Raw genomic sequence first — 13963 nt, 5'->3', positions numbered from 1 at the left:
CGGATAGGGTAATCCTTTGCCCTTGCCACCCGTTTCTAGAAAAAAGCGGCGGGTTTTCGATAGAAATGCCCAACCCCATCTCCTATCGTCGCTCAGCGGCAACACGGACAGCGTGCCGCGGGTTTGCTTTGATGCAATTTACTTCACATAAAAGTGCGACAGGAGACAGCGGTGAAATCGACCTTTCAATCCCCACGATCGGATGTGCGGCGCCCCAGGCGAATGGCCTGGCAGATGGGGGCCGCCATGGCCCTTGCGGCGGTGCTGGCGGGCTGCGGCGGCAGCAGCAACGGGCCGGCCTTCGTGGCGGCGCCGATCGCAACGCCCACGCCACCCACGCAGCCCTCCGGCCCCACGGTGCTCGCTTGCGACGACACGATCAAGACCGGCTTCAAGCCCGACGACCAGACAACCGTACTGTTGGTCAAGGCATTCAGGAAGGGAGACCCGCTGGCGTTGACGGAGGCGGTGACCGCCGACACGCCGACGGCCGGGAATGACCTCTGTCTCGTGAAGCTCAACGTGGGGCCGGGCAATCCCGGCCCGGCGGAAGCGCCTTCGACCTCCGCCGGCATTGGCCTGGAGATCTGGCTGCCGACGCCTGCCAACTGGAACCAGCGTGTGCACGCCCTCGGCAGCGGTGGTTGGGGCGGCGGGAACGAAGGATCGACCACGAAGCTGCAGAACCAGTTGAATGCGGGAGGCAGCGCCGCGGCAGTCGCAGCGTCGGAGGGCGCAGTCAGCGTCACCACGGACACGGGCCATGCAGACACCGCGCACGGCGGCTCGTTCGCGATGAACCCCGACGGGACGATCAACACGGTGCAGTGGCGCGACTTCTCGACGCGCAGCGTTCATGAAATGGCCGTGAAGAGCAAGGCCCTGGCCAAGGCGTACTACGGCGCGGCCCCGCTGTATGCGTACTTCGACGGCGGCTCGATGGGAGGCCGGCAGGCGTTGGGCTCACCACAGGTCAACCCGGCGGACTTCGACGGCATCCTGGTGGCGTTTCCTGCCAACAACTGGACCCGCTTCATCACGGCCGACCTGTATCCGCAGATCGTGTTCCAGCGCGACCTCGGCGGCGTGCCGCTCACGACGGGCCAGCAGAACCTCGTCTCCAATGCAGCGATCAACGCGTGCGACGTGGTCGGCGGCCAGCACCTGGGCTTCATCCTTGACGACGCGCAGTGCCGCTACGATCCCACCAAGGATGCCAAGGTGCTATGCCAGGGCGTCACCGGCAATGGCGCCGCAGCCGGCACGAACACCACGCCGGACTGCGTCAATCTTGCGCAGGCGACTGCGATGAACAAGATCTGGTACGGCATGACCTCGGATGGCAGCGTGCCCGATCCCGCGCTGGACAACGGCTGGGACACGGGCCTGTCGGGGACGCGCCGCTGGTACGGCTATCCGCGCGGCACCGGTCTGGGCACCGTGGCATCCCCGGACGGGCCGTTCTTCATTGCCGCCGAAACCGTCGCGCTCAATCTGCAAGACGCGAGCCTGGCGGGCCCCACGTTCGTGAACGCGTCGGGCAACGGCGCTTCGAAGTGGAAGAGCCTGTCGTACGCGCAACTGTCGAATGCCTTCGACCGTGGCACCGCGCTGCAGGGCGCGTTCGACCATGTCGACGCCGACAACCCGGACCTGTCGGCATTCAAGGCGCGCGGCGGCAAGATCCTTCACTACCACGGCATGGCGGACGGCGCGATCATGCCGCAGGGCTCCATCGACTACTTCGAACGCGTCGTCGCCCGGATGGGAGGGCTGGCCTCGGCCCAGGACTTCTATCGCCTGTACCTGGTTCCTGCGATGGGGCACGGCTTCATCTGCCTGAACGGCACCTTCTTCTGCAACGACTTCACGACCCGGTACTTCAACGGGACGACGAACCCTGATGCGCATCCACCGGTGCCGGACCGCCGCCAGCTCTATGCGGCGCTGCAGGCCTGGGTCGAGAAGGGCGTGGCGCCCGACGTGCTCGCTGCGCAGACCTTGCCGTCGTCGCCGGTGGCCAAGAGCCTTCCGCTGTGCGCCTATCCCAAGAAGATCACCTTCGCGAGTGGCGATCCGCTCGTGGCCGCGAGCTACGCATGCCGATGAACCGGCGCCTGCGCCCCACCACAACGACAGGAGACCTTCGATGACCCCCACTACAACGAACCCCGCGCACGTGCGCTGCCGACGCCTGATGGTGAGCGTCGCCTGCATCGGCCTGATCGCCGCATGCGGAGGCGGCGGCGGAGGCGGCAACGACGCGGCACAAGCCGCGGCGATTGCTGCCGCCATCGCGGCTGCGAACGCACCTCCCGCGCCACCCGGGCCGGCGCCGCAGCTCGCATGCGACGACTCCATCCAGACCCACTTCAAACCGGACAGCCAGACCACTGTGCTGCTGGTGAAGTCGTTCAAGAAAGGCGAGCCGCTGCTGTTGAGCGGAACCGCCACTGCAACGACCAGCACCGCGGCCAACGATCTGTGCCTGGTCAAGCTCAATGTCGGGCCAGGCAACGCAGGCCCCGCCGAGGCGCCATCGACATCGCCAGGCATCGGCATCGAAGTCTGGCTGCCTGCCAAGGCGAACTGGAATGGCCGCTTTCATGCCACCGGCAACGGCGGCTTCGGCGGGTCGCTCGAAGGCTCGACCTCGGAGCTGAGCGCCACGGCTGCCGCGAACGACGTGCGCAGGGCGTCGGCCATTGCCGGCACCGAAGGCGCTGTCACGGCGTCCGAGAACATGGGCCATACCGACCCGACGGGCAGCGGCTCGTGGGCGATGAACCCGGATGGCACCATCAACACGGCGCTGTGGAAAGACTTCTCGGAGCGCAGCGTGCATGAAATGGCCGTGAAGGCCAAGGCACTCGCGACGGCCTACTACGGCTCCGCGCCGAAATACTCTTATTTCGACGGAGCCTCCACCGGCGGGCGCCAGGCCATCAAGGCCGCCCAGGCCAATCCGGACGACTTCGACGGCATCATTGCCGCGGTGCCCGCGCTCAACTGGACGAAGTTCACCACCGCGGAACTCTATCCGCAGATCGTCTGGCAGCGCGACCTCGTGGACAAGGGCATCGCGATCCCGACCTACGAGCAGCAGGACCTGGTGTCCAACGCAGCCATCAATGCCTGCGACGCGGTGGGTGGGCAGCACCTGGGCTACATCCTCGACGACTCGCAATGCAGGTACGACCCGACGAAGGACGCCACCGTGCTTTGCTCGGGTGCGGCAGGCAGCGCCGGGGTGGTGGGCACCAGCCACTCGCCATCCTGCGTCAACGGGGACCAGGCGCAGGCCATCAACAAGATCTGGTACGGCATGACGGCCGATGGCAGCGTGCCGGACCCGGCCGTCGACAACGGCTGGAACGTCACGTTGGGCGGCACGCAGAAGTGGTACGGACTGCCGCGCGGCACATCGCTTTATCAGGCGTCATTCACCAAGGTGACGGGCATTCCCTTCGGCCTGGCGAACCCGAACGCCGCATTCACCGTCGGCACCGACCAGGTCGCATTGGAACTGCAGGACGCCAGGCTCGCGGGGCCCAACTTCAGGAACGCCACGAGCAACGGTGTGAACGGCTGGAAGTCCTTGTCGTACGCGCAGCTCTCCAACGCCTTCGATCGGGGCGTGGCGCTGCAGCCGCGGTTCGCGGACATCAACACGGACAACCCGGACCTGACAGCGTTCAAGAAGCGTGGTGGCAAGCTGCTCCATTACCACGGTGTCAACGACGAGCTGATCTTCTCGATGGGCTCCGTCAACTACTACCAGCGGGTGTTGAACCAGATGGGCGGCGCGGCGAATGTCCAGGACTTTTATCGCTTCTACCTGCTGCCCGGCAATGGACATGGCTCGGTGAATGCGACGTCCAATGAAGCGGCGACCCCACCTGCGCTCACGCCCGGACAGATGTACGGCCTGATGACGGACTGGGTCGAAAAGGGCATCGTGCCCGACCGCATCGTGCTGAACTCGCTTGCGGGAAGCCCGACGCCCATCAGTCAGCCGATCTGCCCGTACCCGCAGAAGGCGACCTTCCAAAGCGGCAATCCGAGGCAGGCCGCAAGCTATGCATGCTCCTGATTGAATGGAGACGTCTTCAGAAGGAACGGGCCCTCGGGCCCGTTTTTTTTACGGATGCATCTTCGCCACGAGGCCCGCAACATGCGCGCCCAACGCGAGCGACGCCGTCAGCCCCGGCGACTCGATGCCGAACAGATTCACCAGCCCCGCGATGCCGTGATCCTGCGGCGTCTGGATCACGAAATCCGTCGCCGTGTTGTGCATTGAAGAACCGGGGCCGGCCAGGCGTGGGCGGATGCCGGTGTAACCCGGCTGCAACTCACCGTCCTGCAGGGCAGGGTAGTAGCGGCGCACCGATTGGTAGAAGGCGGCTTCGCGCGAAGCGTCGAAGCTGTAGTCGATGCCGTCGCGCCAGCTCAGGTCCGGCCCGAACTTGCATTGCCCACCGAGGTCGAGCGTCACGTGGGCGCGCAAGGCGCCTTCACGCCCGGTCGGGTACACGAGATGGCGGAAGGGCGATTTGCGCGCCAGCGAGAAGTAGTGGCCAATCGCGTAGTACAGCGGTGGCACCAGGCCGGCCGGCATGCCGTCGATCCGCGATGCCACCTGCTGCGCACCCAACCCCGCCGCGTTCACCACCGTGTTGCACAGCACGCTCGTTGTTTCCGCGCCGCCCACCTCGACCACAAGGCCGTCTGGCGTGGGCCGCGCGGCCAGCACACGGCTCTGCAAGGCAAGCGAGGCACCCGCACGTTCCGCGTCGCCCAGGTACGACAGCATCAGCGCGTGGCTGTCGACGATGCCCGTCGAGGGCGAGTGCAGGGCGCCGACGCAGGCTACCTCGGGCTCCATGTCGCGTGCCTCGGCGGCGTCGAGGATGCGCAGGTCGGTCACGCCGTGGGCCGCGCCGAGCGCGACGTATTTGTCGAGCTCGGGCAGCTCCGAGTCCTGCACCGCCACGATCAGCTTGCCGATGCGCTGGTGGCCGATGCCGCGTTCGGCGCAGTAGGCGTACAGCGCGGCCTTGCCCGCCACGCACAGCCGGCCCTTGAGCGAGCCGGGCGCATACGAGATGCCCGCGTGGATCACCTCCGAATTGCGCGCGCTGGTATGCGTGCCGATGGCGTGCTCGGCCTCGAGGATCACCACCTCGCGCCCGGCCATGGCGAGCGATCGTGCGATGGCCAGGCCCACCACGCCGGCGCCGATCACGACGCAGTCGATCCGGTCCATGCGGCTCAGTCCAGCTTGATGTCGGCTTCGCGGATCAGCGCGCCCCACTTGGCGTGCTCGGCGCGGATGTAGGCGTCGAACTGCTGCGGCGTGCCGCTGGCGGGCACGCTGCCTTCCTGCGCGAGCTTGTCCTGCACGTCCTTGCGTGCCACCGTCTTTACGACCGCAGCGTTGATGCGGTTGACCACGTCGGCGGGCAACCCTGCCGGTCCGACGAGGCCGACCCAGGTCGTGGCCTCGAAGCCCGCGAAACCCTGTTCGGCCACGGTGGGCACGTTCGGCAGTGCGGGCAGGCGCTTGGCCGAGGTGACGGCCAGCGCGCGGGCGCGGCCGTTCGACAGCTGCGACATCACCGAAACGCTGCTGCCGAAGTACAGCGCGATCTGCCCGCTGATCAGGTCGTTCATGGCCGGGCCTGCGCCCTTGTAGGGCACCTGCATGAGCTTGATGCCCGCGCGGCGCGCCAGCATTTCGCCGGCCAGGTGCCCCACGGTGCCGTTGCCGGCCTGCGCGATGCTGAACTCGCCCGGCTTCGCCTTCGCGGCTTTGATGAAGTCGGCCAGCGTGCGCAGCGGCGAGTCCGCGCGCACGGCGAGCACGACGGGTTGCGAGGCCACTTCGGCGATGGGCGAAAAGTCTTTCAGCGCCTCGAAGGGCATCTTCGAATAGAGCCAGGGGTTGATCGTGAGGTTCGACGTTTGCCCCATGCCGATCGTGTAGCCGTCGGGCGTGGCCTTGGCCACGGCGTCGAGGCCGATGTTGCCGGCCGCGCCGGGCTTGTTGTCGACGACGACGGTCCAGCGCTCGAGCGAGGTGAGGCGTTCGGCAATCAGGCGCGAGGTCGCGTCGGTGCCGCCGCCGGGCGTGAAGGGCACCACCAGCTTCACGGGGCGTTGCGGCCAATCGCCTTGCGCGTAGGCCATGCCCGCCGTTTGGGCGATGGATGCGAAGGCGGTGGTCTGCAGAAAGTCTCTTCGGTTCATGTCTTGTCTCCTGGGGGTTCTTGTGATCTCGTGGCTGCCGTTCAGACCGGCAGGCCCTTGGCGCGCAGCACGGCGTCGAAGCGCTCGGGGTCGGCGGTGCCGGTGCGGTTGGTCTCGCGGATCTTTGCTTCGCGCGCCAGGTGGGCCCGCGTCTTCTCGAGCACGTCGGCCGCTTCGGCGGCCGGCACCGCGATGACGCCGTCGGCGTCGCCCACCACGAGGTCGCCCGGCATCACGACCAGGCCCGCGCACGAGACGGGCACGTTCACCTCACCGGGGCCGTCCTTGCTCGGCCCGCGGTGCGTGTGGCCTCGCGCGAAGATCGGCATGCCGTCTTCGGCCCATTCGCACAGGTCGCGCACCGCGCCGTCGATGACGAGGCCCGCTAGCTGGCGCGCGATGCAGGTGGTGCGCATCAGGCCGCCGACCAGCGCCTGCGTGACGTCGCCGCCGCCGTCGATCACGAGCACGTCGCCCGGCGCGACCATCATCAGCGCCTTGTGGATCATCAGGTTGTCACCGGGCCGCACGCGCACGGTGACGGCGGGGCCGCACAGCACCGTGTCGAGTCGCGCGTGGTACTGGCGCAGCCCGACGGTGCCGACATTGCGGCTCATCGCATCGCCGATGGCGGCCACGGGCAGCGTGCGGAAAGCGTCGACGAGGGCGGCGTCTGGGCCGGACGCGCGCGGGTTGATGCGGTAGCCGGACGGCCAGGAGAGCGGGGCGGTCATGCGGTGATTCCGTGCAGAAGGGGGGAAGACAGGACCTGCGGGTTCACGCAAGCCGAAGGATCGACCGGACAGCCTTGCAGCCAGCCCAGCACGTTGCGTGCGGCGCCGCTGGCCATGCCCGCGAGCGCCGCGGGCGTGGAGCCGCCGACATGCGGCGTGAGCACCACGTTGGGCAGGGCGGCCAGCGGGCTGCCGGCGGGCAGGGGTTCGTCGGCCATGGTGTCGAGGCCGGCCGCGTACAGCTGGCCGCATTGCAGCGCCGCGATGAGCGCGGGTTCGTCGATCACCTCGCCGCGCGCCGTGTTGACGACGATCGCGCCGCGCGGCAGCGCCGCAAGCTGCGCGGCGCCGAGCATCTGGCGCGTGTGTCGGTTGAGCGGCACGTGCAGGCTGAGCACATCGCTCAGCGGCAGCAGCGCATCGAACGAAGGCAGCAGGCGCACGCCGGCCACTGGGCTCGGGCCTTCGCCGAGGGCCGGGTCGAACGCGGCCACCTGCATGCCGAGCGCGAGGCCGACCCGGGCCACGCGCTGGCCGATCTGGCCGAAGCCGACCAGGCCCAGCGTCTTGCCGTGCAGCTCCACGCCGTCTTGTGCGCGCGACCAGCGGCCGTCGTGCAGTTCGCGGTCCATCCAGCCGATGCGGCGGGCGGCGGCGAGCATCAGGCCGAGCGTCATCTCGGCGACCGACTGCGCGTTGGCGCCGGGCGTGACGTAGACCGGAATGCCGCGCGCAGTAGCGGCCTCGACGTCGATGTTGCTCACGCCCACGCCGTGCTTTGAAATCACCTTCAGCGTGGGGCACGAAGCGATGGCGAGGGCCGACAGTTGCACGGTGCGCGAGATGACGGCGTCGATGGGTTCGCTCGCCATCACGCGCTCGACTTCTTCAACGCTGTCTGCATTCGCAAGGTAGATGACGCGGGCGCCGGCTTCGGCGAGAAGGTCGGCGCCGGCCTTGGCAAGCCGTGGCGCAGTGACCAGGACAGTGGGGTTCATGGAGAGAGAGAGGGTCGTTCGAGGGTCGGTATGAGCTGGATTGTGGAAATCACCATTCATTCCGTCCAATCGATAATGTTCATTCAACGATTCCTCGGAGCTATGAATGGACATCCAGTTGCGCGACCTGAAATATTTCGAGGTGGTCGCCGACACCGGCCACCTGGGCCAGGCCGCCGACAAGCTCGGGCGCACGCAGCCCGCGCTGACCAAGGCGGTGCAGCGGCTCGAGGAGGCCTTCGGCAGCGCGCTGTTCGAGCGCAAGGGCCGGGGCATCCAGCTCACGGCGGTGGGCGAGGTGCTGCTGGCGCGTGCCCGGCTGCTGCGCGGCGCCACCGAGGAGGCGCTGCGCGAAGTGAGCGATTTCGCCAAGGGCAACGCGGGCCATGTGCGCATCGGCAGCGGGCCCATTGCGGCCGACCATGTGCTGCCCGAGGTGTGCAATCTGCTGCTGGCCGAGGCCGGCGACACCCGCATCGACATCACCGTCGCGCCCAGCATGGCGCTGCGCGAGCGGCTGCGCGAAGGCGCCATCGACCTCTTGATCGGCCTCATGCCCGAGCACGATCCGGCCTTCGTCACGCATTCCATCGTCGAGGATGTGGTGGTGGTCGCCGCCAGCCCGCAGCACCCCGTGTTCGAGCTGCCGAAGATCACGATGAAGTCGCTCCTGCAATGGCGCTGGGTGCTGCCCGCCGACCCCATTCCCAGCCGCCAGTGGCTCGACGCGGCGTTTCAGTCGCGCGGGCTGCCGCTGCCTGCGGTGCAGGTCAACGCGAACTCGATCCCGCTGCTGCCGCGCCTGATCTCGCGCACCGACCTGCTGAGCTTCCTGTCACGCCACACGCTCGGTGCGCCTGGGCGCGAAGGCACGCTGCGCGAAGTGCCGCTCAAGGAGACCACGCTGCGCCGCCACCTGGGCGTCACGTACCGCAAGGAGGGCTACCTGTCGCCGGCGGCGCGGCGCCTCGTGACCTTGCTGCGTAGCGAAGGGGCGCAGCTTTTTTCGTCGGCGCTGTCGGGCCTGGCGCCAGCCGCTGTACGGCACAAAAGCGCCATCGGGCGCGGGTAAGCTTGTGGCCATGAAGCGCAACAGCCCCTCCCGACCCGCCAGCACCAAGGCCACCGGCGCACCGCCGCCCGAGGTGCCCGACGGCCAGGTCTCGGCGGTGCTGGCGCGCATCGAAACCCTCTGGTCCTCGCTGGGCCCCGTGGGCCAGCGCATCGCCGACTTCATCGTGAAGAACCCGCGCGAGGTGGTCCACATGTCGGTGAGCGAGGTGGCCGAGCGCACCGGCTCCAGCGAAGGCAGCATCGTCGGCCTGTGCAAGAACCTCGGCGCCACGGGCTTCCAGCAGATCAAGATCGCGCTGGCGCAGGAGATCGTGCGGCCGGTGCAGTTCATCCACGAAGACCTCGATCCGCAGGACAAGGCCGACGCGGTGATCCGCAAGATCTTCCAGAGCAACGTGCAGACGCTGCACGACACGCAGTCGATGCTCGACGCCAAGGCGATGGAGCGCGCGGTGCAGCTGTTTCGCAAGGCCGAGCGCATCGAGATCTACGGCATCGGCAGCTCGGCCACCATCGCCGAGGACGCGCACTACCGCATGCTGCGCATCGGCCTCAATGCCAAGGTGGTGGTCGATTCGCACGTGCAGGCCATCAGCGCCTCGCTCACGAATGCGAAGACGGCGGTGCTGACCATTTCGCATTCGGGCAGCACGCACGAGACGGTGACGGCCACGCGCCTCGCGAAGGAAGCCGGCGCGGCCACGGTGTGCATCACCAACTTCGGCAAGTCGCCAATCCAGGCCTTTGCCGATGTGCTGCTGTTCACCATGGCGCGCGAAACCAACTTCCGCACCGAGGCGATGACGAGCCGGCTCGCGCAGCTGGCGATCATCGACGTGCTGATCGCCTGCCTGGCGCTGTCGGACTACGACACCTCGGTGCGCACGCTGCGCCAGACCTTCGACGTGCTCTCGCTCAAGCGGTACTGAGGCGCGGGTTCCACTGCTTCTGAGACGGGCGGCACGAGCAGCCCGGCCACCGTGGGCGCCACCGCCCCCGGCGATTCACCCACCAGCACGCAGGCCAGGCCGAGCCGCGCGGCGCCTTCGCCGTCGGTCAGCGGGTTGTCGCCGACCACCACCGTGCCCTCGGCGCTCGCGCCGAGGCGGCGCAGGCCTTCCTCGAACAGCAGCGGCGCGGGCTTGCCGACCACGCACCACGGCTGCACGCCGCTGGCCGCGACCACGGCCGCGAGCAGCGCGCCGGTCTCGGGCACCACGCGGCCGTGCGGGCCCGGGTGCGTGGCGTCGGCATTGGTCACCATCAGCTTCGCGCCGCGCCGCAATGCGTTCGCGATGACCGACAGGCGCGTGTGGCTGAAGTGCATGTCGAGCGCCAGCAGCACGACGTCGGCCTCGGCCTCCGCGGACACCAGCCGGCAGCCCTGCGCGCGCGCATAGCGCTGCAGGGCAGGGCTGGCGGCCAGCAGCACGCGCGCCTGCGGATGCTGTTGTGCCAACTGGCGCACCGCGAGTTCGCCGGCCAGCACGATGCGTTCGGGCGGCACGCGCAGGCCCAGCTTGCGCAGCCGCACCGACAGGCCCTGCGCCGTGTGGGTGGAGTTGTTGGACACGATGGCGTAGCGGTCGTGGAAGTGCGCCAGCAGGCGGGCCGCGCCGTCGATCGCCTCTTGCTGGCGCACCAGCGTGCCGTCGAGGTCGACCAGCAGGTGGCGGGCCTGTGCCAGCGCCTGGATGCCGCTGCCGTTCATGGTCCCTGTTGTCGTGTGATGCGTGCTCATGGATCTCAGGTGGTGGGGCCGTCCGGAGGGCTCGGCCGTGGCGGCGGATTCTATTGAATATTGCTCAGTGATATTTGAATTTTGAAATGAGCTTATTTCATTTCCCTGTCATCTGCGGCTCCTAAAGTTCTCTTCATCGGGGCGTTGCAACCGCACGCCCACCGCTTTCCAAACGAAGGAACCGACCATGAAAAAGCTTCTGGCCCTTGCGGCCGCCGCCCTCTCGCTGACTGCCGCGCTGCCGCTGGCGGCGCAAGCCCAATCGGTGGCCGACGGCTCGCGCGAGCGGCCGCTGCGCGTGCTGCTGATCCCGGCCGACGGCGGCACCGAGTCGGGCACCAAGGCCGACTACGCGCCGGTGTTCAACGCCATCACGCGCAGCACCGGCCTGAACTTCGACCTCAAGGTCGGCCAGTCGTACGGCGCGGTGGTCGAGGGCATGTGCAACCAGCTCGCCGACATCGCCTTCTTCGGCCCGGTGTCGTATGTGCAGGCGAACAAGCGCGGCTGCGCGCAGCTCCTGGCCGTGGGCGTGGAGAAGGGCGCCTCGGTCTACTACGCGGGCATGTTCGCCAAGGCCAACGCGCCCATCGCTTCGGTCAAGGACCTCAAGGGCAAGCGCGTGGCCTTCGGCGACGTCAACTCGGCCTCGAGCTTCACCTTCCAGGTCGCGATGCTGCTCGACGCCGGCATGGACCCGGCCAAGGACCTCGGCGCCATCCGCATGACCGGCAGCCACGCCAGCAGCCTGGCCGCGCTGGTGCAGGACCAGGTCGACGTGGCCTCGCTCTCGTTCGACTCCTACGAGAAGGCCGTGAAGCAGGGCGTCGTCGATCCGAAGACGGTGAAGGTGGTGGCGCGCAGCATGCCCATTCCGTACCCGCCGCTGGCGCTCAACTCGAAGCTGCCCGAGCCGCTGAAGGCGAAGCTCAAGGACGCCTTCCAGACCGTGAACAAGGCCCCCGGCGTCACGCCCGACATGATCCGCGGCTACGGCGGCGGCAAGATCGACGGCTACGACACGAAGTTCTCCGAAGCCGAGTTCAACGTCGCCGCCGAAAAGCTCGGCCTGCTGACCGACGAGCTCAAGGGCCGCATCCTCGCCAAGTCCGCCGAGCGTTGAGCGTCGCCATGCTGAATTTCGAATCGGTCGCCATGCACTACGCCGACGGCACGCGCGCGCTCGACGGCGTGTCGCTGCAGGTGCCGGCGGGGCAGTTCTGCGTGGTGCTGGGCGCCTCGGGCGCGGGCAAGTCGACGCTGCTGCGCATGGCCAACGGGCTGGTCAAGCCCACGCAGGGCGCGGTGCAGGTCGAGGGCGTGCAGATCGCCGCCCACTCGCTGGCCCGCATCCGCCCGCGCATCGGCATGATCCACCAGCAGTTCAACCTGGTGCTGCGTTCCACGGTGGCCGACAACGTGCTGGCCGGTGCGCTGCCCGCGGTGCCGACGTGGCGTGCGCTGCTCGGCCTGTTCACCGACGCGCAGCGTGCCAAGGCCTGCGCGCTGATCGAATCGGTCGGGCTGCAGGAGCAGCACCTGCTGCGCCGCGTGAGCGAACTCTCGGGCGGGCAGCAGCAGCGCGTGGGCATCGCGCGCGCCTTCATGCTCGAGCCGCCGCTGGTGCTGGCCGACGAGCCCGTGGCCAGCCTTGACCCGCAGACCAGCCACGACGTGCTGTCGCTGCTGCGCACGCAGGCGCGCGAGCGCGGCACCACGGTGCTGTGCAGCCTGCACCAGATCGAGCTGGCCTGCGAGTTCGCCGACCGCATCGTCGCGCTGCGCCACGGCGCGGTGGTGTTCGACGGCGCACCCGCGGCCTTCGACCCGAAGGTGTTCGATGCGGTCTATGGCCGCACGCCGGCGCCCGCGCGGCCCGCGCCCGAAACGCCGCAGCCGCTGCATGCCGGCGCGCTGGAGCTGGTGCCATGAGCCGCCCCGCATCCGCCTGGGACCTGCCGCGCCCCTTCGGCGCCCGCAGCCTCGCCGTGCTGTTGCTCGTGGTGGTGGTCGGCTTCTTCGCCGGCCAGCGCGTCGAAATGGGCCGCATGCTGTCGCTCACGGGCGAGGGCGTGCTCGCGGCCGTCGGCCTGCGCGAGCAGTCGCAGGTGCTGTCGGGCCTGGGCACCATCGCCAGGTCGCTCTTTCCGCCGCAGGTGTCGGAGCGCACCGAGGTGTCGCGCATCGAGGGCTTCGACCGCGAGCGGCTGCCGTGGTTCTCGCATGTCGAGATGGAGGAGTCGCGCCAGCCCAAGCTCAACCCGCAGACGCTGCAGATGGAAGAGGTGGTCGACCGGCGCGAAGTGCTGGTCGAGCCCTTCGGCTACCTCTGGCATGTGGCGGTGAAGATGCTGGAGACCTTCGAGATCGCCATCTGGGCGACGCTGCTGGCCATCGTGCTGAGCGCGCCGCTGGCCTGGTGCAGCGCGAAGAACTACACGCCGAACCGCGCCGTCTACACGCTGGCGCGCGGCGTGGTCGGCATGTTCCGCGCGGTGCCCGAACTGGTGAGCGCGCTGTTCCTGGTGCTGGCCTATGGCTTCGGTCCCATTGCCGGCGTGCTCGCATTGGCACTGCATTCGGCGGGCTTCCTCGGCAAGTTCTACGCCGAAGACATCGAGACCGCCGACGACAAGCCGCAGGAAGCGCTGCGTGCCATCGGCGCCAGCAAGCTGAAGGTGATGCGCTTCGCGGTGCTGCCGCAGGTGATGCCGCAGTTCATTGCCTACACGCTGTACATCCTCGACCGCAACGTGCGCATGGCCACCGTGGTGGGGCTGGTGGGCGCGGGCGGCATCGGCCAGGAGCTGAAGGGCCGCTACGACATGTACAACTACGCGCACGTTGGAACGATCCTGATCGCGATCTTCCTCACGGTGCTCGTGCTCGACAGGGTCGCAGCCCGGCTGCGCAGCCGCTATGCCTGAGCGCTGACACCCACCCATCCGCCCACTTCGGGCACCCGAGTTCTCCCCGTTTCTTCCCGTTCCGGTGCAAGCCCTTCGAGGCCTGCACGGCCCGGCTTCGCCTTGCTTTTCCTTCCACGCCCCTTCGATCCAGAAAAGGACACCTTCATGACCTCACGTTCTTCCCGGTATGGCCTCGCTGCGGCGGGCTTTCTCCTGTGCCTGAGCCTCGCCGCATGCGGCGGTGGAGGGGGCGGTGGC

Annotated in this window: 12 protein-coding genes; 7 read left to right on the top strand and 5 right to left on the bottom strand. The window is 68.3% G+C overall.

Annotation, left to right across the window (positions count from 1 at the left end):
* Nucleotides 1–222: 222 nt before the first annotated feature.
* Nucleotides 223–2109: a tannase/feruloyl esterase family alpha/beta hydrolase gene (locus tag AC07YS_RS23245; protein WP_492685451.1), complete on the top strand. Its 1887-nt coding sequence runs from the start codon at nt 223–225 to the stop codon at nt 2107–2109.
* Between the two features lie 40 nt (nt 2110–2149).
* Nucleotides 2150–4093, top strand: a complete 1944-nt coding sequence (locus AC07YS_RS23240) for a tannase/feruloyl esterase family alpha/beta hydrolase (RefSeq protein WP_495269803.1) — start codon at nt 2150–2152, stop codon at nt 4091–4093.
* 48 nt (nt 4094–4141) lie between these two features.
* Here AC07YS_RS23240 and AC07YS_RS23235 read toward each other — a convergent pair whose 3' ends face one another.
* The 4 genes from AC07YS_RS23235 to AC07YS_RS23220 are packed head-to-tail and all read right to left on the bottom strand — an operon-like array spanning nt 4142 to nt 7981.
* On the bottom strand, nt 4142–5266 hold the full coding sequence (locus AC07YS_RS23235; protein WP_495269804.1) for an NAD(P)/FAD-dependent oxidoreductase: 1125 nt from the start codon (nt 5264–5266) through the stop codon (nt 4142–4144).
* A 5-nt stretch (nt 5267–5271) separates the two neighbouring features.
* Nucleotides 5272–6249: a Bug family tripartite tricarboxylate transporter substrate binding protein gene (locus AC07YS_RS23230; protein WP_495269805.1), complete on the bottom strand. Its 978-nt coding sequence runs from the start codon at nt 6247–6249 to the stop codon at nt 5272–5274.
* A gap of 41 nt (nt 6250–6290) precedes the next feature.
* Nucleotides 6291–6983, bottom strand: a complete 693-nt coding sequence (locus AC07YS_RS23225; protein WP_492685455.1) for an RraA family protein — start codon at nt 6981–6983, stop codon at nt 6291–6293.
* A complete protein-coding gene (locus AC07YS_RS23220; RefSeq protein WP_492685456.1) occupies nt 6980–7981 on the bottom strand; it encodes a hydroxyacid dehydrogenase in 1002 nt (333 codons plus the stop codon). The genes AC07YS_RS23225 and AC07YS_RS23220 overlap by 4 nt, the downstream gene beginning before the upstream one ends.
* A gap of 106 nt (nt 7982–8087) precedes the next feature.
* Between AC07YS_RS23220 and AC07YS_RS23215 the strand changes: the two genes are divergently transcribed.
* A complete protein-coding gene (locus tag AC07YS_RS23215; protein ID WP_495269806.1) occupies nt 8088–9053 on the top strand; it encodes a LysR family transcriptional regulator in 966 nt (321 codons plus the stop codon).
* A gap of 10 nt (nt 9054–9063) precedes the next feature.
* Nucleotides 9064–9984 carry a MurR/RpiR family transcriptional regulator gene (locus tag AC07YS_RS23210; protein ID WP_174254369.1) on the top strand — a complete coding sequence of 307 codons (921 nt, stop codon included), beginning with the start codon at nt 9064–9066 and terminating at the stop codon, nt 9982–9984.
* On the opposite strand, the gene AC07YS_RS23205 is transcribed toward AC07YS_RS23210, so the two are convergent.
* Complete coding sequence (locus AC07YS_RS23205) at nt 9921–10796, bottom strand: HAD-IIA family hydrolase (RefSeq protein ID WP_495269807.1); 876 nt, start codon at nt 10794–10796, stop codon at nt 9921–9923. The genes AC07YS_RS23210 and AC07YS_RS23205 overlap by 64 nt on opposite strands.
* A 187-nt stretch (nt 10797–10983) precedes the next feature.
* On the opposite strand from AC07YS_RS23205, the gene AC07YS_RS23200 reads away from it, so the two are divergent.
* The 3 genes from AC07YS_RS23200 to phnE are packed head-to-tail and all read left to right on the top strand — an operon-like array spanning nt 10984 to nt 13723.
* Nucleotides 10984–11919, top strand: a complete 936-nt coding sequence (locus tag AC07YS_RS23200; protein ID WP_070060360.1) for a phosphate/phosphite/phosphonate ABC transporter substrate-binding protein — start codon at nt 10984–10986, stop codon at nt 11917–11919.
* A gap of 8 nt (nt 11920–11927) precedes the next feature.
* Nucleotides 11928–12728 carry a phosphonate ABC transporter ATP-binding protein gene (gene phnC / locus AC07YS_RS23195; protein WP_495269808.1) on the top strand — a complete coding sequence of 267 codons (801 nt, stop codon included), beginning with the start codon at nt 11928–11930 and terminating at the stop codon, nt 12726–12728.
* Nucleotides 12725–13723, top strand: coding sequence for a phosphonate ABC transporter, permease protein PhnE (phnE, locus tag AC07YS_RS23190; protein WP_139706725.1), 999 nt, complete (start codon nt 12725–12727; stop codon nt 13721–13723). The genes phnC and phnE overlap by 4 nt, the downstream gene beginning before the upstream one ends.
* The last annotated feature ends 240 nt before the right edge of the window (nt 13724–13963 follow it).

Source organism: Variovorax sp. GW458-11-26-14-LB1 (assembly GCF_059423965.1).
The sequence above is the reverse complement of the archived record's forward strand: the minus strand, read 5'-3'. Positions and strand labels throughout refer to the sequence as shown.